Source organism: Turicibacter bilis, from assembly GCF_024499055.1.
Classification (GTDB): domain Bacteria; phylum Bacillota_I; class Bacilli_A; order MOL361; family Turicibacteraceae; genus Turicibacter; species Turicibacter bilis.
Genome location: NZ_CP071249.1, coordinates 1,363,466 through 1,389,267 on the forward strand (window position 1 = coordinate 1,363,466; position 25,802 = coordinate 1,389,267).

25 protein-coding genes are annotated in these 25,802 nt (G+C 34.3%); 3 read left to right on the forward strand and 22 right to left on the reverse strand.

What is annotated here, in order from left to right:
- Positions 1-77: 77 nt before the first annotated feature.
- Positions 78-986: an SDR family oxidoreductase gene (locus J0J69_RS06620; protein WP_212726121.1), complete on the forward strand. Its 909-nt coding sequence runs from the start codon at positions 78-80 to the stop codon at positions 984-986.
- Positions 987-1,111: 125 nt separating this feature from the next.
- On the opposite strand, the gene J0J69_RS06625 is transcribed toward J0J69_RS06620, so the two are convergent.
- The 19 genes from J0J69_RS06625 to J0J69_RS06715 form a co-directional block, all read right to left on the reverse strand.
- Positions 1,112-2,878 carry a LysM peptidoglycan-binding domain-containing protein gene (locus J0J69_RS06625; protein WP_237252741.1) on the reverse strand — a complete coding sequence of 589 codons (1,767 nt, stop codon included), beginning with the start codon at positions 2,876-2,878 and terminating at the stop codon, positions 1,112-1,114.
- Between the two features lie 128 nt (positions 2,879-3,006).
- On the reverse strand, positions 3,007-3,468 hold the full coding sequence (locus J0J69_RS06630) for a GNAT family N-acetyltransferase (RefSeq protein ID WP_212724120.1): 462 nt from the start codon (positions 3,466-3,468) through the stop codon (positions 3,007-3,009).
- Between the two features lie 696 nt (positions 3,469-4,164).
- Entirely contained in the window at positions 4,165-5,193 is a 1,029-nt protein-coding gene (locus tag J0J69_RS06635; protein WP_212726122.1) for an acyltransferase family protein, read from the reverse strand.
- A gap of 79 nt (positions 5,194-5,272) precedes the next feature.
- Positions 5,273-5,458 carry a hypothetical protein gene (locus J0J69_RS06640; RefSeq protein WP_237252743.1) on the reverse strand — a complete coding sequence of 62 codons (186 nt, stop codon included), beginning with the start codon at positions 5,456-5,458 and terminating at the stop codon, positions 5,273-5,275.
- 311 nt (positions 5,459-5,769) lie between these two features.
- Positions 5,770-6,891, reverse strand: coding sequence for an LAGLIDADG family homing endonuclease (locus tag J0J69_RS06645; protein WP_212726123.1), 1,122 nt, complete (start codon positions 6,889-6,891; stop codon positions 5,770-5,772).
- 171 nt (positions 6,892-7,062) lie between these two features.
- Entirely contained in the window at positions 7,063-7,305 is a 243-nt protein-coding gene (locus J0J69_RS06650) for a dCTP deaminase/dUTPase family protein (protein WP_237252745.1), read from the reverse strand.
- A gap of 94 nt (positions 7,306-7,399) precedes the next feature.
- Positions 7,400-7,903, reverse strand: a complete 504-nt coding sequence (nrdG, locus tag J0J69_RS06655; RefSeq protein ID WP_055305674.1) for an anaerobic ribonucleoside-triphosphate reductase activating protein — start codon at positions 7,901-7,903, stop codon at positions 7,400-7,402.
- Between the two features lie 224 nt (positions 7,904-8,127).
- Complete coding sequence (gene nrdD, locus J0J69_RS06660; protein ID WP_212726124.1) at positions 8,128-9,087, reverse strand: anaerobic ribonucleoside-triphosphate reductase; 960 nt, start codon at positions 9,085-9,087, stop codon at positions 8,128-8,130.
- 288 nt (positions 9,088-9,375) lie between these two features.
- A complete protein-coding gene (gene nrdD, locus J0J69_RS06665; protein ID WP_256637945.1) occupies positions 9,376-10,587 on the reverse strand; it encodes an anaerobic ribonucleoside-triphosphate reductase in 1,212 nt (403 codons plus the stop codon).
- A gap of 265 nt (positions 10,588-10,852) precedes the next feature.
- Positions 10,853-11,413, reverse strand: a complete 561-nt coding sequence (locus tag J0J69_RS06670; RefSeq protein ID WP_212724125.1) for a YeeE/YedE thiosulfate transporter family protein — start codon at positions 11,411-11,413, stop codon at positions 10,853-10,855.
- A complete protein-coding gene (locus tag J0J69_RS06675; protein ID WP_212724126.1) occupies positions 11,414-11,950 on the reverse strand; it encodes a YeeE/YedE thiosulfate transporter family protein in 537 nt (178 codons plus the stop codon). It abuts the gene before it with no gap.
- Between the two features lie 94 nt (positions 11,951-12,044).
- On the reverse strand, positions 12,045-12,671 hold the full coding sequence (locus J0J69_RS06680) for a Crp/Fnr family transcriptional regulator (RefSeq protein ID WP_212724127.1): 627 nt from the start codon (positions 12,669-12,671) through the stop codon (positions 12,045-12,047).
- A gap of 50 nt (positions 12,672-12,721) precedes the next feature.
- The gene (locus tag J0J69_RS06685; protein WP_068759065.1) at positions 12,722-13,543 is read right to left on the reverse strand and encodes a metal ABC transporter permease; all 822 of its coding nucleotides are present in this window, start codon (positions 13,541-13,543) and stop codon (positions 12,722-12,724) included.
- Positions 13,536-14,246 carry a metal ABC transporter ATP-binding protein gene (locus J0J69_RS06690; protein ID WP_055275074.1) on the reverse strand — a complete coding sequence of 237 codons (711 nt, stop codon included), beginning with the start codon at positions 14,244-14,246 and terminating at the stop codon, positions 13,536-13,538. The genes J0J69_RS06685 and J0J69_RS06690 overlap by 8 nt, the downstream gene beginning before the upstream one ends.
- A 1-nt stretch (position 14,247) precedes the next feature.
- The gene (locus J0J69_RS06695) at positions 14,248-15,327 is read right to left on the reverse strand and encodes a metal ABC transporter substrate-binding protein (protein WP_212724128.1); all 1,080 of its coding nucleotides are present in this window, start codon (positions 15,325-15,327) and stop codon (positions 14,248-14,250) included.
- A gap of 552 nt (positions 15,328-15,879) precedes the next feature.
- On the reverse strand, positions 15,880-16,272 hold the full coding sequence (locus tag J0J69_RS06700) for a hypothetical protein (protein ID WP_212726125.1): 393 nt from the start codon (positions 16,270-16,272) through the stop codon (positions 15,880-15,882).
- A gap of 171 nt (positions 16,273-16,443) precedes the next feature.
- Positions 16,444-17,853 carry an IS66 family transposase gene (tnpC, locus tag J0J69_RS06705; RefSeq protein WP_256637946.1) on the reverse strand — a complete coding sequence of 470 codons (1,410 nt, stop codon included), beginning with the start codon at positions 17,851-17,853 and terminating at the stop codon, positions 16,444-16,446.
- Positions 17,854-17,999: 146 nt separating this feature from the next.
- Complete coding sequence (locus J0J69_RS06710) at positions 18,000-19,412, reverse strand: glycoside hydrolase family 1 protein (protein WP_212724129.1); 1,413 nt, start codon at positions 19,410-19,412, stop codon at positions 18,000-18,002.
- Between the two features lie 130 nt (positions 19,413-19,542).
- The gene (locus J0J69_RS06715; protein WP_212724130.1) at positions 19,543-20,421 is read right to left on the reverse strand and encodes a MurR/RpiR family transcriptional regulator; all 879 of its coding nucleotides are present in this window, start codon (positions 20,419-20,421) and stop codon (positions 19,543-19,545) included.
- 153 nt (positions 20,422-20,574) lie between these two features.
- On the opposite strand from J0J69_RS06715, the gene cls reads away from it, so the two are divergent.
- A complete protein-coding gene (gene cls, locus J0J69_RS06720) occupies positions 20,575-22,110 on the forward strand; it encodes a cardiolipin synthase (protein WP_212726217.1) in 1,536 nt (511 codons plus the stop codon).
- Positions 22,111-22,228: 118 nt separating this feature from the next.
- Here cls and J0J69_RS06725 read toward each other — a convergent pair whose 3' ends face one another.
- Together J0J69_RS06725 and J0J69_RS06730 are read right to left on the reverse strand one after the other, a co-directional pair.
- Positions 22,229-22,723, reverse strand: a complete 495-nt coding sequence (locus J0J69_RS06725; RefSeq protein WP_212724132.1) for a DNA-deoxyinosine glycosylase — start codon at positions 22,721-22,723, stop codon at positions 22,229-22,231.
- A 10-nt stretch (positions 22,724-22,733) separates the two neighbouring features.
- On the reverse strand, positions 22,734-23,276 hold the full coding sequence (locus J0J69_RS06730; RefSeq protein ID WP_212724133.1) for a putative ABC transporter permease: 543 nt from the start codon (positions 23,274-23,276) through the stop codon (positions 22,734-22,736).
- A 144-nt stretch (positions 23,277-23,420) separates the two neighbouring features.
- On the opposite strand from J0J69_RS06730, the gene J0J69_RS06735 reads away from it, so the two are divergent.
- Positions 23,421-23,693 (forward strand): hypothetical protein, encoded by a 273-nt coding sequence (locus tag J0J69_RS06735; protein WP_212724134.1) that lies wholly within the window; start codon positions 23,421-23,423, stop codon positions 23,691-23,693.
- A gap of 777 nt (positions 23,694-24,470) precedes the next feature.
- On the opposite strand, the gene J0J69_RS06740 is transcribed toward J0J69_RS06735, so the two are convergent.
- The gene (locus J0J69_RS06740; RefSeq protein ID WP_212724135.1) at positions 24,471-25,766 is read right to left on the reverse strand and encodes a TrkH family potassium uptake protein; all 1,296 of its coding nucleotides are present in this window, start codon (positions 25,764-25,766) and stop codon (positions 24,471-24,473) included.
- Positions 25,767-25,802 lie beyond the last annotated feature (36 nt).

Consider the following 25,802-nt stretch of genomic DNA (forward strand, 5'->3'; position numbering starts at 1 on the left):
CTAATTGAAATCTTTCATTTTTATCAAACTAAACGAATATATTTATATTATTCCAAGTCTTTTGAAGGTGGTGTTTTATGTATCCAGTTTATAAATATATCGGAAAACGTGAAGAATGCGAAGAAGTCAATTTAACCTTCCCTCCTCAACACCAAGATCAACAGCCAGGATTCGAATACTTAATGCAGCCACGCCCTATCTCAGAAAATCCATATGCAACATCAAGTCAGAAGTTAAAAGATAAGGTTGCGATTATTACGGGTGGTGATTCTGGAATTGGTCGCGCTGTTGCCTATCTTTTTGCTCGTGAAGGAGCAGATATTGTCATTGCCTATCTTGATGAACATATTGATGCGAAAGAAACACAACAACATATATTAGAGCTCGGGCGAGATTGTATCCTTGTTCCAGGCGACTTAAGCAAAAAAGAAATGGCAAGTGAAGTCGTGCGTCGAGCACTTAATCGCTTTGGACAAATCGATATTCTTGTGAATAACCACGCCGTTCAATTCATAACAGATAGTATTTTAAATATTAGCGAAGAACAACTGGATCGAACTTTTAAAACAAATATCTACTCTTTCTTTTATATGACACAAGCGGCACTTCCTTATTTAAAGCGGGGAAGCACTATCATTAACACCACGTCAGTGACAGCTTACGAAGGAAATAAGCATTTAATTGATTATAGTGCAACAAAAGGCGCTATCCTTACTTTCACTCGTTCACTTTCCCAATCTCTAGTTGAGAAAGGCATTCGTGTTAACGGAGTTGCACCCGGCCCAATTTGGACACCCCTTCAACCAGCCTCATGGCCAGCAGAAGCACTCGAAACATTCGGAACAAAAACATCTAAAGTTCCGATGAACAGAGCCGGACAACCTTTTGAAGTGGCACCAGCCTTTCTCTTTTTAGCTAGTGATGATTCAAGTTACATGACCGGACAAATTCTTCATCCAAACGGCGGAACGATAACAAGTACTTAAAAAAAACGGTTAGTCATCATTTGTGATGGCTAACCGTTTTTTCAAATCCACACTTTACTAAGAGGGGAGAGGAATCGTAATAATAAATTGAAATTGGAATGTATCTGAATCATATTCCCACATCGTCATTCCATCATAGAATCGGATACCTCATCTAACAAACTCAAGCGCAAAACCTCTCCCGTATAAATCAGATTGGGATTATTAATTTCATTTAAGTTCACTAATTCATTCACTGTTGTTCCATATCGAGCTGCAATTTCTGATAATGTATCTCCACTTTGTACCGTATAAGTTGCCACTGATGCACTACTTGATCCGCTCACATTCCCTCGAATTCTCAACACTTCTCCTGGATAAATCAGGTTCGGATTACTAATCTCATTTAAGTTCACTAATTCATTCACTGTTGTTCCATATCGAGCTGCAATTTCTGATAATGTATCTCCACTTTGTACCTTATATATTGTTAGTGAAGAACTACTTGATCCAATCATTCTTCCTCGAATTCTCAACACTTCTCCTGGATAAATCAAATCCAGATTACTAATTCCATTTAAGCTGACTAATCTATTCACTGTTGTTCCATATCGAGCTGCAATTTCTGATAATGTATCTCCACTTTGTACCGTATAAGTTGCCACTGATCCGCTTACATTCCCTCGAATTCTCAACACTTCTCCCGGATAAATTAAATTTGGATTACTAATTCCATTTAAGCTCATCAACTCATTTACCGTTGTTCCATATCGAGCTGCAATTTCTGATAATGTATCTCCGCTCTGTACCTTATATATTGTTAATGAAGAACTACTTGATTCACTCACTCTTCCTGGGATTCTCAACACTTCTCCCGGATAAATTAAATTGGGATTACTAATTCCATTTAAGCTCATCAACTCATTTACCGTTGTTCCATATCGAGCCGCAATTTCTGATAATGTATCTCCACTCTGTACCTTATATATTGTTAGTGAAGAACTACTTGATTCACTCACTCTTCCTGGGATTCTCAACACTTCTCCCGGATAAATTAAATTTGGATTACTAATTCCATTTAAGCTTATCAACTCATTTACCGTTGTTCCATATCGAGCCGCAATTTCTGATAATGTATCTCCGCTCTGTACCGTATACGTTGTCACCAAAGTTGAAGATTCACTTGGATTAGATGGCTTTTGTTCTTCAGGTACACTTGAAACAGGTGTCGAAACATCAGATAAGAAAATTCCATCCGTAAAATAATCTAAATCAACTGAGCTTCCATCAATTCCAGAAATAATTCCGGTATCACTATACTGAAATCCAACCCAGTCTAACCATGTACCATTTGCTTGTGGACTCTCTACTCCATATTCTGCCACCCAAAGTGGATATTGGGCAATTGTCTCATCCCAAATGTTTATCGCATTTGATGTATCACTATAAACGACGACTTCTTTTCCACTTAATGACTCTACGGTCTGTAAAAAAGCTAATCCTATCTCATTGATTTGATTTCGCGATAAATTACCAAAATACTCAAAATCCATGGCTAATCGACAATCAATCGTTTTTCCTTCAAGATTCGATACAAAAAAGGCCGCCTCCGATTGTGCTTCCTCTACCGTTGTCGCTGTCACATAATGATAAACCCCAACCTTTAATCCAGCATCCGTCGCCTTCTTATAATTCGTCTCGAAATACGGATCTACAGAGTAACCTTCACTCGACTTAATATAAACAACCTCAATCCCAGACTGACTCACAGCTTCAAAATTAATATTGCCCTGCCACTGGCTCACATCAATTCCATCATATAACAACTCGCTACTTGGCCCAAAAGCTAAACCTGTCTTTCCAATAAAGAGACATGTGATGACCCCCCCCATCACAACAAAACCTTTCTTCATAAATAGCCCTCCTTGTCCATTCATTCTCTATAGCCTATGAAGAAACATCAAAAAAAATACCCTCTACCAATCAGTAGATGATCCTCTCTATTAAAACTTCACCATAAAAAAACTACCCAAACGGGTAGCTAAATCGCACTTTTTAATGTTTGCTGAGTTACCAATAACTGTTCTTTTTCAAAAAACTTTAATCGTTCCTCATCATTAATTAACTCATTTAATTGAATATATGAAAGAAAATTCTTTTTACCATAACGACGAATCTCCTTAAATAACTCATGACCATACTTCTGTAAGCAAAGTGATGAGTCAATCATAAAATCACAAAGATATAAGTATCGATACCGAACACTTCCATTAACCGTATGACCTTCTTTCTTCTCTAGAAGGGCCATTCCTACAACTTCATCCTTAATCTCTAAAACCAAATAATCCTTGTCAACATTCAAAATATTCTCACAAATCCATTCCTCATCAACACTATGCCCCTGAAAATTTGTTGGCTGTAATGTATGACGATGACAATTTAATTCAAAATGAAGCTGATGTAAGGCCTGAACATCTTCTACTGTTGCGATGCGTACTTTCATTGAAATTCCTCCCCCTATATTTAAAAAGGCATTAACACCTTATGAGAAAAAAATCTATGAAAGAACTTATTTGACAAAGAAAGTTAAAATTGGATAACTATGGATGAGAGAGATGTTTTCGTTGAGAATATCATTTCTCATAGTCTAAAAACGTTAGTTTATCAAAACTTTAAGTTCTTACTACAAAATCTCTATTACAATTACGCAATATTTCATTGCTCTGATAAAAATAGACACCAATCTATAGATATTTTCCTAGGAAATTTTTTGATAGAATTTGTTTGTAAAGGTATGTCTTAAATTGGATAAAAATAAAATTGTTGTCACAACTAGTTGAGCCCATAGTATTGTTAAACTTTTATTAATCAAATCCTCTAACCTCAACACCTATATTTAGGAAGTTGACTGCTTAGAAATTATCCAAATATCAAATCTCATCAAATAAACCTTTGTGATATCAATACAATCAACAAATAGCTATAGAGATCACAAAGGTTAAATAAAAAAATCGGTGCCTAAAGCAAGCCGATTTTCAACATAAAACTGATCCTAATATTAACATTAAGCATAATAAAATATACGCGACTACTAATCCTTGAAATATTCGTTTAATCAACCCATCACTCATCAAATCGCCCTCCTTCTCTAATTATAAGAGAAAGAGGAAATACTCATTCGATTTCCGACAAAAAATATCTATTTTTGTACATGATATTGCTTCGGAACCGAGAACATTCGACAAGAAACGTTTTTCAAGAAAAATGCACCAACAAATGCAAGAATCAAGAATAATACTAAGAAACCACCACTTCGTGTCTCTGAATAACCTAAAACTAAAATTAATAATACCTCATGAACTAAATATAACTCTGTAGCTGCATATCCAATCATAGCAAATACTCGTGATCGACACTGCAACTTCATCAATATACATAAAACTAATATTAAAAACACATAAGGTACCAGCGGAGAAATGAACGTAAATCCTTTCAGGTATAGTAAATAGATCCCACTAAACGAGACCAATGAACCTATAAAAAGGCCCAGTAAAGATTCACGTATCAAACGGAATAAATATTTTTTATATTTAGCAACAAATACACCGACTAAGAAGCAAAACGCAATACTAAAATTCCATCTTGCGGCGAAACTAATCCCAATATAAATTACACTGAACCATAATAATAAATTCATTTTAAACTTTGTTCGATAACTTAGATAAAATGCGATATAAAAATAAAGAAGTGTACCGATTAACCAGGCACTTGTTCTGTCTGAAAAATGAAAAGTCACTGTCTGATATAACATGTCCTTCAAACTATCATGACCACCCATTGAAATATTCACAAGTGCACCTAGGAAATTACAAACTAAAAACACACAGACCATTCGAATCACTTGATGAAAAATAAAACCTCTTAAATAACGTCGGTTATTCATATATTGAGTCATTGCCTCATACCCACAAATAAATAAAAACAGTGTCACTCCTAGTATCCCGCTTCTTGAAATACTAATGGTGAAAAGATTTTGATTCACTAATCGATCACATAAACTTTGAAAAATAATTAATAACATGGAGAATCCTTTGACTACTTCGATATTCGTACGATTTAAAAAAGCATATCCCTCACGTCCCCAAACATATGAACGCACCGATAAAAGTAGCGGGACTATGCCAAAAATTAATAAATAAAGCACCCAACTCTGTGATAATCGAATCATACTCTCTCTCCCTTCTTACAAAATTATATATTATTCAGTAAAAAGTGTAAAAATAAAAAAGACAGCTTTCGCTGTCTTCTTACTTACCTGATGAACCAAGCGCACCTGTTCCACGCTCAGATTCAATCTTTAATAAGTCTTCATAACTCATTTCTTCAATCTGAAGTTTAGGAACTTCTACCATCATACACTGGCAAATTCCTTTTTCATAAGGATAAACAATACATCCTTCAAACTGATCTTTAACAGACTCCTTTGCAATCACTAAAGACTTTGTATTATGGTTCGTTAAAGCAATAAACCACTCACCACGATATCCCGAATCGATGACCGAATTGTTACCCTAACAACTTTTTATTTGTTAGTTCTTACACTTTTCCATCGTGTAAGTCCAGCATACATTTTCACCCTCGACTTTACGTTAGGGTGGTGGAGGCTCTTGGGTAGATTATTGCAATCCCTAACTTACGCTCACTACCTATGCGTTACAGACTATATTAGGTATTATAGCCCTCGGTATTATCCAATAAATTGGTGGACTTCACCGATACACCCCACTTTATTACCTAACTATTTCTAATTAGGATGGCGTTCATTATATAGCTTTAAAAATTCAACACATTTAAGATATTTCCTATTTAACCTTAAATTTTCTGAATCATGATATAGCATTTGTATAAATTTAATCTTCTCACTATTTTTACGAATAATCAAATTATAAAAATCATATTTATACTTTTCTTTTCTATTATCTAACCTTACATAACTTTCAATCCCATGAGTTCTAAGAAAGTTTTGAAAAGCATGCATTGTACATTCATTCCCACAGATAGATATTATCCAATTACTTGGATTCACTTTTCCACAAAGATAAATTGAACCATCTCCATCAAAATAACCACGTAAATAATGCCACATGAGTTGATTATCTATTAAATAAGGTACATATATCCATGTTTTTCGCTGAACTATATTATATTTCTCTAGATCATTTACAATTTTATCACTATTAATCTGTAAAGATATATATTTATTCTTAATAATAGGTTTATACTCTGCTTCTGTATAGTAAAGAAAAGAGTCAATTATTTCCCTATCTTTTATATTAAATTGAAAGGATAACATCTTTAACTTATTTGGATTTTGTTGATAATAGACACATCCATCTGAAGCAATTATCCCTAGAAAATATGCTTTATCTTTTGTGTCTATATTGAAAAAATAATCCTCATTTATATAGTATCTCCTACACGTCTTTCCACTTAAATTATTGATTCTCCATGTTTTAGTAATAAGTGATTTAGAAACTCCTAACTCTTTACTTATAGTATTTGCCTTTTTTAAATGATAACTTTCTAAAACATAGTTTACTTCTTCTTTCGTTAAAGAGTTTCTATATTCATTCCTAAACCCAATAGATTTAGCATATTTGAGAATCGTTTTCTTACTAACTCTATAATGCTCTGCCATCAATGTTGATGATTTTAACTGATTATACAATTTAATAAATTCCTCTTTATCTTGTGGTTTCCATGAAATATCTTTCTTTAAAGTATTTCTATAATTTATCTTTTGAGCATAAGAATATATTTTTCGAACACTAACCCCATAATATTCTGACATATTTTTACCAGATTTTAATTTTTGGTAATTAGCAATAAATTCATTCTTATCTGGATTAAATTCATAGTTCTGCATGTATAATCTCCTATCAATCTATATAATAATTGATAAATAAAATCAATTACATTAAGCAAGTCTAAGTTAAAAACTTAAAACACGCTAACATAATCTGACCATATAAGTCAAAATTTTTTCTACTTCATTATATGGTTATAATGAGATTATACTGTGTTAGTTATATAAATTTTATTCACCACATCTTTGGCCGATTCCTTTTGATCCTGTTGAGCCACGCTCTTTAATAATTGCGACATAGTCACTTGAAAATGCTGATGCAATTCCTGTCGGAACTAACACCGTCTCATGAGGTTCAACTTTCATGTAATCCTCTTTAAAACAAGCATAAATATCAAATGCTCCATCTTCAACACGTTTTGATGGAATAATTGCTTCCGGTTTTACCTTCGCAAAATAAATCAACTGATTCATCTATAAACTCCTTCCCCTACCTTGTTTTATATGAATAAGAATCACTAAACTCTCACTCTTGAATTGAGCTACTTCTCATATAAATCTGCTTCTATTAATAATTTTCCAATACACATACTTGTCCTTCTTGTAACGACTTTTGGATATCAATAATTCGCTGATTACTGCTTCCTCTAAATCGTAGTTTTAAATTTTTTAAATTTTCAACAAATGGACCATCCACTAATACATCACAATGCATTAAAATAGCACGCGTCTTTGGATGTGCCATAATCTCTTCAAACGTATATCCTGAATAAATCCAAATATTTTGCTTCGTCTCTTCCTTAATTCGCTGCACTAAATTAAGTAAATCATTATCTCGAACTTGATCCATGGGTTCGCCACCAAGGATCGTTACGCCATGTACATTAGGATTCGTCAGGTGGTTTATAAATTGATCCTCTACATCTTTAGTCCACGGATGACCATATCTGAAATGTTTATAATCTTGATTAAAACAACCTTCACAACAATGCGTACATCCAGATACAAATAAACTTGAACGAATACCAGTTCCATTAGCAGTATCAAATTTTCGAATTTGTGCATAATACATCAAAATCACCACATTTCCTATTCTTAACTACTATAAGTTTATCATATCTGTTCCCTACATACCTAATGATAAGCTAAGGAAAACAGAGCCAAATTGGCTCTGTTTTCTTATCTGTATCACAAATAGAAGCCATCATTACAGTAGAAATGAAACTCCTACTCATAATATACTCATTTTCATCAGCTATATACAAATAGATATCTAATTTATACTAGCCTTTTAGCTTATAAATGAAGTACACGACTCTTAATTTCCGCTGTTTTCCCTTTATTCCAGAAATTGTCTCCTAAATACCCGCACGTGCGGCGAATAACATTCATCTTCGCCTGATCTTTATTATGACAATTTGGACATTCCCATGTTAAGTCATCATTGATAATAATTTCACCCTCAAAGTGACAAACATGACAACAATCTGACTTCGTATTAAACTCAGCATATTGAATATTATGATAAATATAATTCACTAACTGCTTTAATGCTTCTAAGTTATGCGACATATTTGGGATTTCAATATATGAAATACATCCTCCTGTTGAAATTGGCTGGAACTGAGATTCAAACTGTAATTTCGAGAATGCATCAATCTCCTCACGCACATCGACGTGATAAGAATTCGTATAATATCCTTTATCCGTCACGTCCTTAATTTCACCGAATTTCTGTAAATCAATCTTCGCAAAACGATAACATAAAGATTCAGCTGGACTTCCATATAAACCAAATCCAATTCCCGTTTGTTGTTTCCACAATTTTGTCGCTTCCTCTAGACGTTTCATCACTTTTAGAGCGAATGCTTCTCCATCAGGATGCACGTGTGACACTCCTGTCATCAGTTTTGTTACTTCGTATAATCCAATATATCCTAATGAAATGGTTGAATATCCATCCATAAGCAATGGATCAATTACCGCTCCTTGTGGTAAACGGGCAATGGCACCGTACTGCCAATGAATTGGAGACTCATCTGATAACGTTCCTTTTAACGCATTGTGACGGCACATTAACGCCTCATAACATAAATCTAAACGGTTATCAAGCAAGTTCCAGAACTTGTCCTCATCCCCAGCTGCAACAATTCCAATCTGAGGTAAATTTAAGCTCACAACCCCTTGATTAAAGCGTCCTTCAAACTTATACTCTCCATTCTCATCTTTCCATGGAGATAAGAAACTACGACACAAGTGAGGTGTACATTTCTATACTGGTTACCCACTCTGACTATATCTTCGCTCAGGACTCCCACATCCATCATCGCGCCTTGCACTTCCAATGGGTGCATCTCCCACTGTACTCTACTCACTTACTCACCCTCAAAGAGAGCTACGCTTTCGATAGTCGATTGACTTTCCATTCAAAAATGAATGGCTTAGCACTGGATTACCATATGTAAAAACACTTAGGCTTCCCAGTTAGCACATCCTTAAACAGTCATTTCCTACTGTTCCACTCTCGTGTAGAATGCACACCCGTTATGCACATAACAGTTCACAAGGTTTTACATGGGCCGTTCCTTGACCCATTGGGCTAAACACATTTCCTTCGTAAATTTTTCTCATCTCTTTAGCAGAAATATAATCTGGATATAAACGTTTCGAACTACACTCAACTGCTAATTCCGTAATGTAATCATACTTTCCACCTTCTAAGCAGTTATGTTCATGAAGGACATAAACTAACTTAGGGAATGTTGGTGTTGTATAAATTCCTTTTTCATTCTTAATCCCTTGAATACGCTGCTTCAAGATTTCCTCAATAATTAAAGCAACCTCCTGGGCATATTCATCAGTTTCATCTAAATTTAAAAATAGGGTCACGAAAGGACTTTGACCATTTGTTGTCATTAATGTATTAATTTGATATTGAATTGTTTGAACACCTGATGCTAATTCTTTAGCCATTAATGCTTCGACTGTTTGTGAAAGTTCAGCTTTTGAAGAAATAACACCTTCTAACATCGCGACATACTTATCACGGCTTCGTCTTAAATATTTTCCAAGATGTCGGATATCGATTGACTGTCCTCCGTACTGACTACTAGCTACTTGCGCGATAATTTGCGTCATAACCGTACAAGCGACTTGAAAACTTTTTGGACTTTCGATCATTCGCTTATTAATAACCGTTCCGTTATCTAGCATATCTTTAATGTCAATCAAGCAGCAGTTGAAGATCGATTGCATGAAATAATCCATATCATGAAAGTGTAAGACTCCCTCATCATGAGCCTGCACGATACGTGCCGGCAACTTCTTACGTCGCGTAATATCCTTTGACACTTCTCCCGCGATTAAATCACGCTGAGTAGAAGCCATCATTGGGTTCTTATTCGAGTTCTCATTCATGACCTCTTCATTACTTAAATCAATCAAACTTAAAATACTATCATCTGTTGTATTCGTTTCACGCTTAAACTGTTGAATCGCACGATACCCTTCATAAGCTTTCGCTGTCAACTCATGACCATTCTCAATTAACTTTAAATACACATACGTTTCAATTTGAAAAATGGTTGGCGTTGTTTGTAAATGTTCAAATGTTAAATTGATCTCATGGGCAATCTTCTTTGCGATTTCCTTATCAATTACTCCACTTCCATATTTCATTGCTTTCAATATGGCCTGATAAATCTTAGACTCATCAAAGGCTACATGAGTTCCATCACGTTTAATCACTTCTCGCACAGTAAACACCCCTTTACACATAAAAATCTCCATCTTTTGAACGTCTCATTTTAGCGAAAAAGGACAAAAGATGAAGATTTAATATAACCATCTTACTAAAAAAAAACGTAAGATTCAAGCAAAGTATTCATGTAAATTTTGAGCATTATTTTCATTATTTTTGAAAACATTTACCACTTTACTTTTTTGGTTTTTATGTTATTTAAAGCATTTAAGACAAAGAAAAACAATATTATTTTATGTTTATCTTTTAATGTTTATTCAATTATTTTTTTAATCCCTTGATCGGTAAAATAATTGCAACTGTAATGAAAATTACGCCAACAATAGCTAGTCCTCCATATCCCATTTTAAACACTGATGGATATTTGTCTGACACATGAAATAGTGTTAATTTACCTAAATTAAGCACATCAAAAAATCCTTTATCAGCTAACCATCCATAGCTCATTGAAAATAAAAAGGCACCAACTAATCCACCTAAAACCGCACTAATAGCTTTTTTAAATCCGCCTGTCATCGCACCAGCAACACATGTTCCAGGACAAGTACCAACCCCTCCAAATCCTAAACCAAAAATTAATCCACCGATAACAACACCTAAGTGTGTTGCTTTTACACTTAAATGCGCGGGATCAAACCATCCAATCGCATAAAATAACGCAACTAAGACACTCGCTAATCCAATCGCAAATAAAATAATTTTCATTAACGTTAAATTACGTAAACTTAACATCGATAATAAATTATCCATATTAGCAGCTCCTACTTTATAAAGGGCAAATCCAAAAAATCCACCTAATAAAATAGCTAATACAATCATCATTTACATTCCCACCTTTCTTGAACGAATCTTAGTTATAATTAAAGCGGTTGGAATCGCAACTATGAAAACCGACGCCGCAAACACATAGCCGCTCACACTACTTTGCATCATTCCACTCATCATATGACCACTTGTACATCCACCTGCCATACGTGCTCCAAATAACAATAGAATTCCTCCAATAAACGGTAACACATACGTACGCCATACTGATGATTTAATAGAACAAGTTGTATTCTCACGACGTGATTCACGGCGCTTAGAATCTAAAGCATAGCCAATCATCCCACCAACCGGAATCGCTAATACGAATACAAAATTGTAATTCCATGGATGTTCAATTTCTTCAGCAATCTTCCCATCATCTTTTTGATAATATGCATTCTCTTCTAAAGCATCTTTATCAATTGCGGTATGAATAATCCCACTTAATACACTAAATTGCGTTGAAACGCCAACTGGCTTTACTAACCAAACTGCTATAAAAAATGATAACGATAAAAGAATTGCACTCTTCATCCAATTTGGTAACTTCATGATTCATTCACTCCTTTTTTTGTAACTTATAGTACTAGTATATATAAAATAAAAAAACCATTCCGTGACAAAGTCACACAATGGTTAATGCAATCTATTTTTTGATTAAAATTTTTCCACGCTCTAACTTAACCTTTCCTTTTCGCTCAAGCGATTTAAGTGTACGACTAACAACTTCACGGGTTGAACCAATATCAAAGGCAATTTGTTCATGGGTGCGATATAACAATCCACCACGACTATGCTCTTTTAAATAATCAATCACACGCTGCTCAATACTATTAAACGTCACATTTTCAACCACTTGTATCACACTTAAAAACTTCTCATATAAATTCTTGAAGACAAACTGTAAATACACTGGATGATTAATTAAATACTTTTCAAATAACAAAATTGGCAAAATAACAAGCTCACTATCTTCTTCTACACGGACATAAGCGTGTGTCTTACTTTGTGCTAATGCACAAATCACGGTCATAAAACAACTATCACCTTTTCTTAAACGATATAATGTTACTTCACGTCCTTCATCATTTAAGCGATACACACGTAATACGCCACTTTTAATAAATGAAAATCCCCAGCATGCTTCCTCACCATTAATTAATAATTCCCCTGCTTGAACCTTTTTTTGTACTAAATTCCGTTCAATAATTGCTAATGCCTCTTCATCTAACATCTTTAAAAATGGATAATCACTCATTAATCCGTCTAACATGCATCCTCCTCCTTATAAAAAAGGGAGTTTCAAATGAAACACCCCATTAATTATATGCGCTTTGTTACCATACCAATCACACTAAAAATAAGAAAAGCAACTGCATTCACTAATACGACACTAGCCCCAGCAGGCGTTGAATATAAGAAGGAAACGGTCATTCCTATAAAGAAACAAGCGACCGAAATAATTCCTGATGAAATAATGACACTCTTAAAACTATTAAACACTCGCATAGAGGTTAAGGCTGGGAAAATAATTAAGCTTGAAATTAACATCGTTCCCATAATACGCATCCCAAGAACAATCGTAATTGCAGTTAAGAATGCGATTAACATATTATACAGTTCAACTTTTACACCTGTGGCCTTTGCAAAATTCTCATCAAATGTGGTCGCAAAAATACGATCATAAAAAATAACGAACAAAATAAATACAAGAACTGATAACACAATACTAATTTTCACATCACTTTGTGTCATTGCTAAAACACTACCAAACATGTAGCTATTAATATCTGCATTTAATCCACTCGTTAGTGACGTCACCGTTACCCCAATCGCAATCGAAGTACTTGAAATTAATCCAATCGCAGCATCACCTTTAATCTTACTATTTTGTGAAATTCGCAATAAGAAAAATGCTGCAATGACAACAACTGGTACTGCAATTTTTAACGGTGCTAAGTTCATGGCCATTGCAATTGATAGTGCCCCGAATCCGACGTGAGATAATCCATCTCCAATCATCGAATAACGCTTCAATACTAAGCTTACGCCCAGTAAAGCTGCACATAGTGATACCGCACTTCCAACCACAATCGCACGCACCATAAAACTATACGAAAACATCTCTTGCCAAATACTAAACATGCTTTACCTCTCCCATATGATGGCACGAATTCGTAAAGCATAAATACTCCTCTGGCGTTCCATAAAATACAACTTCTTTATTCAATCTCAAGATCTTCGTTGCATGTTCTAAACCACTATTCATATCATGCGTTACCATAATAATACTCATACCATATTCTTTATTTAACTCTTCAATGATTTGATAAAGGTTAGCAGTCGTCACTGGATCTAAACCTGTGACCGGTTCATCTAACAATAAAATTTTCTCTGACGCACATAGTGCGCGTGCAATTAAAACACGTTGCTGCTGTCCACCCGATAAATCACGATAACATTTCTTTTTCAAATGTTCAATTTTCAATTTTTTAAGATTTTCAAGGGCACGTTTTTTTTCTTCGGCAGAATAAAACGGGCGCCACCCTCGTTTATTTAAGCATCCTGATAATACCACTTCATACACAGAAGCTGGGAAATCTCGCTGAACCACTGTTTGTTGTGGCAGATAACCAATATCATGACTTTTTAAGTGAGATCCGTATTGAATATTACCTGACTTTGGCGTTACTAATCCAAGAATTGACTTCATTAATGTACTTTTCCCAGAACCATTATCCCCAATGATACATAAATAATCGCCATCTTCTAATTCAAAATTAACATCTTTTAACGCTACTTGATTATCGTATTGAACATTTAAATCTTTACAAGATAAAATCGCCATATTAATCCAATCCTACTTTTAAATTTTCCACATTCTGTTTCATTAATGATAAATAAGTGACACCATTATTAAAATCTTCTTTAGAAACATTGTGGCATGAATGTAATAATAACATTTTTGCTCCCGTTTCGTCACTAATCATTTGCGAAATTTTTGGGTCTACTAATTCTTCATAATAAATAACGGGAATATTTTGTTCTTTAATCTCTTTAATCATTTGTGCAACTAAAGCAGCACTCGGTTCAGCTTCAAATGGCGCCGATACATAATGAATTCCATATTGATTCGTTAAATACTGCATCGCAAAGCGTCCACCATGATAAATCGTATCACGCTTCGCATTCGCCACCACATCTTTAAGTTCGTGATCTAACTCTTCTAATTCAGCTAAATAAGCATTAGCATTGTCTTTATAGTAGTCTGCATTCTCTGGATCAACTTCACATAAGGCCTCCAAAATATTATTCACCATAATCATCGCGTTTTTTGGACTTGTCCAAATGTGTGGATCATAAGTATGATTATGCCCATCCCCTTCAGAATGATCATGTCCCGCTTCTACTTCTGCATCATGGTTATGATTTTCATCTTCATGGTCGTGATCAGTATCTGCATCATGGTCATGATTTTCATCTTCATGATTGTGATCAGTATCTGCATCATGGTCATGATTTTCATCTTCATGGTCGTGATTATCTTCAACTGTACTATTTGGAGCTAATAATGGAACATTTTTTGAAACATCTAAAACATAAACTTCGTTACTATCAACACTCTCAATAATACTATGAGCCCATTGCTCCATTGATTCTCCCGTATAAATAAATAAATCTGCTTTATTAATCTTAATAATATCAGCTGGTGTCGGCTCATATGAGTGTGATTCCATTCCAGCTGGTAATAATAATGTGACATCTACCTTATCGCCACCGATTACACGTGCAAAATCATATTGTGGAAATAATGTTGTAACAATTTGTAATTTATCTGATACTGAACCCATTTTTGAATCAGTATCACATCCAACTAATAGGACAACAAAACTCATTAAAGTAAAGACTAATCCTTTAAACTTTTTCATAAAAAGCTCCTCCTAAAAAAGTACTCTTACTTATGTTATGTCTATTGTAGCACAGTTTCATACAAATGATAATAGTTATCAGTTGAGTTGAATATATGTGCAAGTACTCATATAAGACGGTTCTAATGTAGGTGATTGCCTCATTAGTTGAAGAGAGCTTCACTTGTTCGTGAAGGACGAGAACTCCCCCTGCCAGCTGAGGATGGCTAAGACTCAATCCTAAAGGATTTTCATACTTAGCGCAGGGAACCCTTTCCCTATCAGTGGAGGATAGCTAAGACTCAAATCTAATGGATTTTCGTACTTAGCGTAGGGGTCCCCTCATTAGTTGAAGATCTACCTCACTAATTGTGGATTTAAAGTCTCCGACTTTAGTGAGGGCTCCCCTTCACTTATTGGTGAAGGATGAGGACTCCCTCTGCCATCTGAGGATGGCTAAGACTCAAATCTAATGAATTTCGTACTTAGCGTAGGAGTCCCCCTCCTATCTGATACTTAGTATTTGAAAAGAAAAAGAAAGATATAAAAAAAGTACTTGTAAAAACAAGTACTTTAAGTTTTCTTAATAAACGTATGACGGCATTTTGGACATGTAATTTCAATTTTTCCTTTTTTACGAGGAACGCGTAATTGTTGTCCACATTCTTTACATTTGAAATATTTATATTGGCGCTTTGCTTTGAATGCACGATATTGGTTGATCCATTTAGATTGAATAGGATACCAGTATTTTAAGAATAAAATATTTTCTTGATGACGCTTTAGTTTATTTTTAGATAGTGCTCGATAGTAACAAAGAACAAGTGGAACTAAAGCGAGCCAAGCAAAGAATTCCCATCCAAATAACTTTCCAACCAAAAAGAGAAGAATTGAAACGATTAGTAAAGCCAATGATAAATGATCAACACCTGTTCGATCTTCCATAAATTTTTTAAACCATTCCAATACGAACACCTCTTTTCTTTACTATTATTATACACTAATTACTCATGAGATAGAATGAAAAATTCCCTCTATATCCTAGAGGGAATTCAACTTTATTTGTAACTATTCAGCCTAGTAGAAAAGAGTATCACAAAAAGGAGTGCTCATTTAGTGAAGTACTCCTTGTGAATGTTATGAAAATTGAATCGTATTTCCCATTAAAATGGTTTCAATACTTTCGATAATATTTAATCCTTGCTTTTGACAAGTAGAGATGAAACCTCTGATTCGGGTGAAACAATGAGCACCTTTTTCTGTTCGGAAACATCCGGATATTTTTTGTTTAGTTTTAGTCATTCGGACATCACGCTCAGCTAAATTATTATCAAACGGAACTTCAACTTGATACAGAAATTCTAATACTTCTTCTTGTCGTTTCGATAAACGATTGAGTAATCGAACGAAATCCGTATTCTTTTCATGCAGTTTTAAAGGATTCTCACGGTAACCCTCTTCGATGATTTGTTGGTATCGTTTCTCAAACTCCTGTATTTTAGATAAGGGTAAAGGATATTCCGTCTCTTCTGAATAAGTTTTAGCTTCAAGTAATAATTTCGTCATGTTTTTTGCCCACTGTTGGTTCTCAAAATCGATGATTCCTTTAAACTCTCTTAAATGATGAACGTTACATAAAGCATGCGTACAATCATCATATTTAAAATACGGGGTCCAATGGTCATGGATGACGGTTCCTTTGAAAGAGGGAAGAATGCCATTGGCTTCAATTGCTTGAGAGCCACGCTTTTCATGAACAAAGTAATGCGTGAATTTTTGATTTGAAGTCACGTGAAGCCAGTGTCTCTTTCCATTGACATAACAGCCTGTTTCATCTAAATGAAGATGATTTGATGCCAAAAGATTTTCTTTGATTGAAGCTTCAGTCGTTTCTAATAACTCATCACATCGTTTCGTCATATTCACCAGTGTTCCTTGGCTGATGGTCGCTTTGAAAATATCTTGAGTCAATTGTTTCAGACGGTTGAAAGGAATCAATTGATAGTGACTGAAATAAGTTAATACACTTGTTAAATGTGGCCCATATTGTGTCGGTTGTGTGACATGTTTCGGAAATAGTCCTTCATTTTTAAAGTGACAGTTAGGACAGACTTTAATTTGGGATTGATGCTCAGTCACTTGAAGCCTTAAGCTCGGTAAATCAAAAACTTGACGTCGAATCGTTTTTTGAGGTTCAACGTTTTCTAAACAACACCCACACCCTTGGCAAGTTTTCGGATGATGTGTGACGACAAGATCCGGATCTTTTACCATTTTTAAGGTTGAACCTTGATGCCCGACTTGACCACCCGTTTTTTTATTTGAAGGTTGACGCAAACTTTTTGTCTTTTTAAAACCATCGGTTGACGGAGGTAAGCTACTATTTTGACTGGTTTGATTTGATTGTTTTTCAAGTTTCTTAAGGCGAGCATCTAAATCTGAAACAGTCTGAGATAACTCAGAGATTTGAGTGGAAAGTCCTTGAACTAAACTAATAACGGATTGAATCCCCTCCTGATAAACTTTGATGATTTCAGATTCTGACATGAGATGACACCTTCTTCTAAAGTTGGAATAGTAAGGATATTATAACGTAAATCTTACAAATAGGTAAGTTATTCACGAGAGCTACATATCATTAACAAAAACACCAAGAAACGGAATTCGTTTACTTGGTGGCTGAATAGTTACCTTTATTTTAAACTTTCACCATTTGTAGCAATGACTTCTTTATACCAGTAGAATGATTTCTTTTTATAACGTTCTAACGTTCCCGTTCCATCATCATGGCGATCGACATAAATGTATCCGTAACGTTTTTTAAGTTCAGCTGTTGAAGCACTGACTAAATCAATACATCCCCAAGAGGTGTATCCCATGACTTCAACCCCATCTTCAATTGCTTCCCAAACTTGTACTAAGTGGTCATTTAAGTAATTAATACGATAGTCATCGATAACTGTTTTGTTTCCATCTTCATCTTCAACTAATTCATCAACAGCACCTAATCCATTTTCAACAATGAATAATGGTTTTTGATAACGATCCCAGAATTGATTTAAAACATAACGTAATCCTTGAGGGTCGATTTGCCATCCCCACTCAGAAGCTTTTAATGTTGGATTTGGTACCCCACCCATAATATTTCCTTTACCGGCTACTTTCTGAGCTGGATCAGCCGTTTCACAACTACTCATGTAATAACTGAATGAGATGAAATCTACTGTATGTTTTAAGATTTCCTCATCCCCCTCAGCGAATTGAATTTCAATATGGTTATCACGGAAATAACGTTTCATGTATCCTGGGTAGACTCCACGTACATGCACATCTGAGAAGAAGTAATTCATATGTTCAGCTTTCATGACAGCAATGACATCATCTGGATTTGGTGTTAATGGATACGTTGGCATACTTAAAACCATGCATCCAATTTGGAAATCAGGATTGATTTCATGTCCAATTTTAACAGCTAAGGCACTCGCCACTAATTCATGGTGAACTGCTTGATATAAATCTTGCTTTGATAGTTTTTCTTTATCCGTATAAATTCCACCACTTAAAAAGGGTGCATGTAAAACAGAATTGATTTCATTAAACGTTAACCAATATTTAACTTTATTTTTATAACGTGTAAAAATCGTGCGCACATAATTCTCATAAAACTTAATTAAGTCACGACTCACCCATCCATCATATTTTTTAGATAAGTTTAATGGTGTTTCGTAGTGAGAAATCGTGACTAATGGTTCAATCCCGTATTTCGCTAATTCATCAAATACATTGTCATAAAATTTTAGTCCCGCTTCATTTGGTGCCTGATCATCTCCATTAGGAAAGATTCTTGACCATGCAATAGATAAACGGAAAACTTTAAATCCCATTTCAGCAAACAATTTAATATCTTCTTTATAACGATGATAAAAGTCGATCCCCACTAATTTCATATTATCTTCTGTTGGAACCTCTGTGATTGGTCCCTTAATTCCTTTTGGTGCAACGTCTTGTGTTGAAAGTCCTTTTCCATCTTCATTATAGGCTCCCTCAAATTGATTAGCAGCCGTTGCCCCTCCCCATAAGAAGCCATCTGGAAAACGTTTGGTCATGTTTAACACTCCTTTAATTCTGTCATGACTTACTTATATCATACCAAAAATAGCAACTCAATCCTTGAGATGATTTCCGGTTGAATGTCACAGAAAATATTAAAAAATCGTTGCTTTTCTTGAAACAGTGTTACAGTTTTTGAGGCTCTTTATAAAACTGATGATATTCATTAATTTCCTCATACATTTCATTTTGCTTCACACTATTTTCAAAGTTGCGTGAAAATAAAATAGCAAATAATAAATCAAATAAATATTGAACCGATGTTTGAAAGAGGATTGTTCCCATATCAGTAAAACGATGAACATTATAGAGGTATAAATGTTCCGTACTGATTTTGGCTAATGAAGAATGACGAGATTCTGTTAAGACAAGTAAGGGAATCTTTCGCTCACGCAATACGTTTGCAATTCGATATAACATCGGATTTTCTCCTGTACGAGAAATAATAATCGCAACATGTCCTTCTACTGAAGCAAAAGCTTGCATAAACTGTGCATTAGAACTATCATGAATAACTGCCTGTTTTCCTGCATATAAAAAATGAGAGCAAGCATTTTTAGCTAAATGCAAATTATTATCGAACGCATAAAAATCAATACACGTTGCTTGATTTAAAAGCTCTGACACACGATTTAATTGATCTAAATCAATTCCCTTTTTGGTCTGTTCAATCGCTGTGATTTCTAAGGCTGCCACTTTATTAACAATACGATGAAGTGAATCTTCACTTGTAATAGGATTCGTTCGATTAATTTGATCCATCCTCGGTGTTTGATACACCTCTTGTAAATACTTAATTTTAAATTCAGAATATCCACTAAACCCAAGTTTTTGGCAAATACGCACGACGGTTGCGGGAGAGGTATAGGTTAATTCTGCTAGTTGCCGAGATGAGATTTTTTCGAGTTCTTCTGGGTACGTTAAGATGTAATTAACAATGCCTTGCTCCGTTGAGGTTAATTTATTCATCCGTTTTAATTCGTTTAATTCATTAATGATTTTCATGATTTCACCCACTTTTCTTATGTCTTATTTTATCGTAAGAAAGTTCGTTCTGACAACGCTATCGGAGCGATATCTGTTTACGGGTTATGGGGATTTTGCTATAATATGTTTCATTATCTGGTATATTTTTTATTAAAAAGGAGAGAAATACGAGTGAAGAAGACACTAAGGATTCTTTTAGGACGTATTGGTTTCTGTGGACTTTTAATCGCGCTTCAAGCCATTATTTTAATTGTGGTGATTTTAAGATTCCAACAATACTTTGTTTATTTTTATGCTTTATGTATTTTATTGAGTGTGCTTGTTGTCATGGTGATTGTGAATAGTCGATTGAATCCAGCGTATAAAATTGCTTGGATTGTTCCGATTCTGTTATTTCCGATCTTTGGTGGTTTATTTTATCTTTTATTCGGAAGCGATCAAACGAAGAAAAAGTTCTTAAATGAGATGCAACCGATTAATGAGAAACTAAAACAAAATTTAAATCAATCACCTAAAATTATAGAGGAAATAGAAGCCCTCGATAAACGAGCTGCTAATCAATCAAGCTATATTACCAATTATGCGTTATGTCCAATTTATCAAAACACGAGTAGCGAATATTTAAATTTAGGGGAGCGTAAGTTTGAACGCTTAATTGAAGAGTTAAAAAACGCTAAGCATTATATTTTCTTAGAGTATTTTATTATTGAAGAAGGACAAATGTGGAATACCATTTTAGACATTCTTAAAGAAAAAGCTGCTGAAGGTGTTGATGTTCGAGTCATTTATGATGACTTCGGTTGTTTATTTTTACTTCCACAGGATTATTCAAAGCAATTAGAAGCGATGGGAATTAAATGTTGTGTGTTTAATCCTTTCGTTCCTCTGTTAACGATTCGAATGAATAATCGCGATCATCGTAAAATTTGTATCATCGATGGTCATACGGCTTTTACAGGTGGCATTAATTTAGCAGATGAATACATTAATGCGATTGATAAACATGGCCATTGGAAAGATACGGCATTAATGATTAAAGGGGATGCAGTTTGGAGCTTTACAATGATGTTTTTAACGATGTGGGATTACTTACGTCATACGAATGAAGATTATGAGCTATATCGTCCACACATCTATCAAACAGAATCCGTTCAAAGTGATGGATTTGTTCAACCATTTACCGATAGTCCACTTGATAATGAATCCGTCGGTGAAACAGTTTATATGAACTTAATTAATAATTCGATGGATTATGTCTATATCACGACTCCGTATTTAATTTTAGATAACGAAATGATTACGGCCCTTTCTAATGCTGCCAAGCGTGGGGTTGATGTTAAAATATTAACCCCTTATCAGGAAGATAAGTGGTATGTTCATGCTGTCACACGTGCCAATTATCGAGCATTAATTGATAGTGGCGTTCAAATTTATGAATACACCCCTGGATTTGTTCATGCGAAGACGTTTGTCGTAGATGATGAATATGCTGTCGTTGGAACGATTAACTTAGACTATCGTAGTTTATATTTACATTATGAATGTGGCGCTTGGTTATATAAAACAAAAAGTGTGCTAGATGTTCGAGATGACTATATTGAAACGTTAAAGGTTTCACAACGAATTACAGATGAAGACTTAAATGCAATCCCTTGGTATAATAAAATTTTATATGCCTTCTTACGAGTTTTCGCCCCATTAATGTAATCATAAATTAAAAAAGGAGCTAATATGCTCCTTTTTCTTTTATCTAACTAATCGAATCTGTTCATATCCGCTTATCTTAACAGTCTCAATCATTTTATGACATCTTACCTTTTCTCCTCTAGTGAGGTAAATAATTCAAAATCTTAGCGTATTCCTCTCTTAGTTGTTCATAACTGATGCGACGGTTCGCTGGGCTAGTAGAAGGTAAACCGATTGCCGGAATGTTGGTGTTTGGATAGATATACTTCATATAAAAATCCGTCGCTTTTTTACCTGTTGTAAAAATAGCTTGAATGTTCGCTTCTTTTAAAATAGTTGTCAGGTCATTAGGAATTGGGTTTTTAATACTCGCATCTTCTGCTCCTTGAATATCACAGCTTTTTAAAACATCCCAAAGTGCTAAATGATGACGATGTAAAAAATCAATTTTCTCTTCAATCGTCAGTAATGGTTTTTCATGAAAGATATCCGCTAATACTTTCCAAAATCGATTTTGTGGATGCCCATAATAAAACCCGACCTCCCTTGATTTTGGAGATGGCATCGTTCCTAAAATTAAAACGTTAGCATTTTGATCATAAATCGGCTGAAGTGTATGTTCTACGACTGCCATATATTATCCCTCATTTCTTTGACTCAGACATTATTGTTTGATTCATTATAACATGTTTTCTAATAGTCAATCCTTCATCTACTAAAAAGGCGATGATTAAAAAGGGGATTAAGACAAACCAAGTTGAAAAGAAGGGTTTATACATATATGCTTGAATAAACGGTTGTACCCATCGAATTCCGATATAAGTCAGGGCTGTCCAATAAAGAGAAAATTGAAGACATATTAAACCATGGACATTCCATTTTAAGTTATGATAATCCCAATAATCGACGTGAAACACATGTCTTGTTAATAAACCTGACAAATATTCTACTGTAGTTGGAATAATAGCACATGGAATCAGTAGAAGCACTGTTGATAAGTTTAGTGTATCTTGAATTAAAATTAACAGTGACATAGCAATAGCATACATTGGCTTAAAGGGACCGTATAAAAAGCCATCTTCTTGAAAATGTCCAGTCATAACTAAACAATAAACTTCTTCGATAATCCAGCCAATAACTCCATATAAAAAGAAATTAAACAAAAAATATAAAAGATATGAAAACATCGAGCCACACTCCTTTTTAGTAGTTTGACTCGATCACGTGAAGTTATACTACTATGATTTGTTATTCCAGTTAAGAACATTCATAAATAGATTAGTTTAGGATAGACTATGAAGAGTTTAAATTAACATAAGGAGGATCGTTCCATGACAGAAAAGTATGATTACATGTTTAAATGGATAAAACAAGCAACGAAGCCAGAACGTCATATTGATGAAGTAGAGGAGTTTGCGAAAAAACACCCTGTCTTATTTATGAAATATCATAATTTATTTAAACCAATTGTTAGTCTTGATGAAACAGATGAAAAGTATATAGAAGCAAAAGAAAAATTAATTAAATTATTCTCTGAAAACGAAGATAAATTTAGACCTGTCTTAGGGGCAGTTAAAGAAAAGTTTGCTGGTAAATATTTTTAATTAGCATAAAAAGCTTCTCATTCATATTCTATATATAAACAGAAATAAAATCTACATTTATCACGACACACTAAATGTTTGATCGTTGTGCCGTGGGTCACCTGGCGATTATCAAAGATAATCTAATCCTCCGCTGCTAGGGAATGGGTCACCTACCATTTTCGAAGAAAATGTATCTACCACTAGTAGGGAATGGGGCCCACAGCAGTGAGCATGGCGAACAATCCTCCTTTGCTGGGGTAGGGTCACCTACCATGCGAAGCATGTATCCTCCACTGGTAGGGAGTTCAAGGCAGACTATAGTCCAGCTAAAAGTTTTTTACGATGTAAAACACTTATCTGGACTTACCATCCGATTCAGATATGGGAGTGTTTTTCTGAAATTACACACAAATTTACTATGAAAATTGCGACTGCTTTTGCAGTTGCTTTTTTTTATTGTCGTATCAATAGTTATAAGTATTTTTAAAGATAAGCAACATTAAAAAATGTTACTATTTTTACATATTAAATTTAGTCGGTCATAAAATGATGACCACTCTATTTTGTCTAACAAAAAGTCTTGTAAAAATATAAACAAAATAAGAAAAAGTAGGCTTAACCTATTGGTTTTACCTACTTTAAGGGAGTTGCAAAAACTTATGTAATTTTTAATGTAAAACTTCATGTAAAAAGACTAAAACTCTCCCTAAACTGAAACCGATGTGGACTTACATAGGAGCTTTTTTTTTATGTCTTCTGATTATCTTTAAATCAAAATCGTCTCTATTATTTGAATTAACCAATCGTGACCTGTTCTTCAGGATAATTAAATCGTGGAGCCATTTTTTGATAAGACCATATACAAGCAATACTAAGTGGTCCTACTCGTCCAATAAACATAGTAATCCCTAAAATTAATTTACTGAAATCACCTAGTTCAGAAGTAATTCCTAATGATAATCCAATAGTAGCTGTCGCTGAAACAACCTCAAATAAAACTTCGGTAAAAGTAAAATCAGACTCTAAAAATAGAATAACTAAAGTACTAACAATATTAATACTGATAGCCAAACAAAAAATACTAAATGCCTTAATGATACTATCCGTTGGAATTCGCCGCTTAAAGGCTGTTACCGGGGTATTAGTAGCAATCCCTTTAATACTTTGAATTATCGTAAAAAAGGTTGTTGTTTTTATTCCACCTCCCGTTGACCCGGGTGAAGTTCCTATAAACATTAAGATCATTAGAATTAATAAGCTAGCAGATGAAAAATTACTAATAGGTAGCATTGTAATTCCTGCTGTACAAGCTGAAATACTGTAAAACAATGCATCTGATAAACTAAAATGTTCTGTTACCATTAAAAGAAGAGTTCCAATTCCAATTAATAAACTAGTCATTATCATAATAACTTTTGTATCTAAACTAAATTTTCTAAATTGACGTTTGGAATAAATCTCAATCATTGGAACAAAACCAAATCCACCTATTAAACTCAGTCCAATAGTTGTCACATATAGTAATACATTCTCGCGATAAACTAATAAACTATGTGATCCATCTAAAATATCTAGACCTGAATTATTAAAAGTAGCAACTGAATGAAACGCACTAATCCCTAATGCTGACCAAAAAGGATAATCTTTAGAAAACACAATAAAACTTAAAACCATTCCAATTAATTCGACGATTAAGGTAAATTTCAAAACATATTTAATTAACCTAACACTCCCACTTAGTGAATTCAAATTTAGCCCTTCCATCAATAATAACCGCTGATATAAACCAAATTTCCGCTGAGCAATCAAGATAAAAATTGCTCCTATCGAAGTTACACCTAATCCACCAATTTGAATTAAAACAGCAATAATAATACGTCCAAATAAATTAAAGTATTCAGAGATATCTACTGCGACTAACCCAGTGACACAGACGGCACTAATAGATGTAAATAAGGCATCAATATAAGTAACCTCTTTTCCATCCATATGGGTAATCGGCAAAGATAAGATAAGTGCTCCTATCAAAATAACTGATAGAAAGAGAATTACTACATACTGTACCGGCCTTAATTTATTTAGATAAAACATACTTTTTCTCCCTATTAAACCTTTTTACTTTAAATT

What these genes read in the sequence shown, in the direction of transcription:
- J0J69_RS06620 (WP_212726121.1), top strand. Translation starts at nt 78, where the DNA reads ATGTATCCAGTTTATAAATATATCGGAAAACGTGAAGAATGCGAAGAA.
- J0J69_RS06625 (WP_237252741.1), bottom strand. Translation starts at nt 2,878, where the DNA reads ATGAAGAAAGGTTTTGTTGTGATGGGGGGGGTCATCACATGTCTCTTT.
- J0J69_RS06630 (WP_212724120.1), bottom strand. Translation starts at nt 3,468, where the DNA reads ATGAAAGTACGCATCGCAACAGTAGAAGATGTTCAGGCCTTACATCAG.
- J0J69_RS06635 (WP_212726122.1), bottom strand. Translation starts at nt 5,193, where the DNA reads ATGATTCGATTATCACAGAGTTGGGTGCTTTATTTATTAATTTTTGGC.
- J0J69_RS06645 (WP_212726123.1), bottom strand. Translation starts at nt 6,891, where the DNA reads ATGCAGAACTATGAATTTAATCCAGATAAGAATGAATTTATTGCTAAT.
- J0J69_RS06650 (WP_237252745.1), bottom strand. Translation starts at nt 7,305, where the DNA reads ATGAATCAGTTGATTTATTTTGCGAAGGTAAAACCGGAAGCAATTATT.
- nrdG (WP_055305674.1), bottom strand. Translation starts at nt 7,903, where the DNA reads ATGTATTATGCACAAATTCGAAAATTTGATACTGCTAATGGAACTGGT.
- J0J69_RS06670 (WP_212724125.1), bottom strand. Translation starts at nt 11,413, where the DNA reads ATGATGATTGTATTAGCTATTTTATTAGGTGGATTTTTTGGATTTGCC.
- J0J69_RS06675 (WP_212724126.1), bottom strand. Translation starts at nt 11,950, where the DNA reads ATGAAGTTACCAAATTGGATGAAGAGTGCAATTCTTTTATCGTTATCA.
- J0J69_RS06680 (WP_212724127.1), bottom strand. Translation starts at nt 12,671, where the DNA reads ATGTTAGACGGATTAATGAGTGATTATCCATTTTTAAAGATGTTAGAT.
- J0J69_RS06685 (WP_068759065.1), bottom strand. Translation starts at nt 13,543, where the DNA reads ATGTTTAGTATTTGGCAAGAGATGTTTTCGTATAGTTTTATGGTGCGT.
- J0J69_RS06690 (WP_055275074.1), bottom strand. Translation starts at nt 14,246, where the DNA reads ATGGCGATTTTATCTTGTAAAGATTTAAATGTTCAATACGATAATCAA.
- J0J69_RS06695 (WP_212724128.1), bottom strand. Translation starts at nt 15,327, where the DNA reads ATGAAAAAGTTTAAAGGATTAGTCTTTACTTTAATGAGTTTTGTTGTC.
- tnpC (WP_256637946.1), bottom strand. Translation starts at nt 17,853, where the DNA reads ATGTCAGAATCTGAAATCATCAAAGTTTATCAGGAGGGGATTCAATCC.
- J0J69_RS06710 (WP_212724129.1), bottom strand. Translation starts at nt 19,412, where the DNA reads ATGACCAAACGTTTTCCAGATGGCTTCTTATGGGGAGGGGCAACGGCT.
- J0J69_RS06715 (WP_212724130.1), bottom strand. Translation starts at nt 20,421, where the DNA reads ATGAAAATCATTAATGAATTAAACGAATTAAAACGGATGAATAAATTA.
- J0J69_RS06725 (WP_212724132.1), bottom strand. Translation starts at nt 22,723, where the DNA reads ATGGCAGTCGTAGAACATACACTTCAGCCGATTTATGATCAAAATGCT.
- J0J69_RS06730 (WP_212724133.1), bottom strand. Translation starts at nt 23,276, where the DNA reads ATGTTTTCATATCTTTTATATTTTTTGTTTAATTTCTTTTTATATGGA.
- J0J69_RS06735 (WP_212724134.1), top strand. Translation starts at nt 23,421, where the DNA reads ATGACAGAAAAGTATGATTACATGTTTAAATGGATAAAACAAGCAACG.
- J0J69_RS06740 (WP_212724135.1), bottom strand. Translation starts at nt 25,766, where the DNA reads ATGTTTTATCTAAATAAATTAAGGCCGGTACAGTATGTAGTAATTCTC.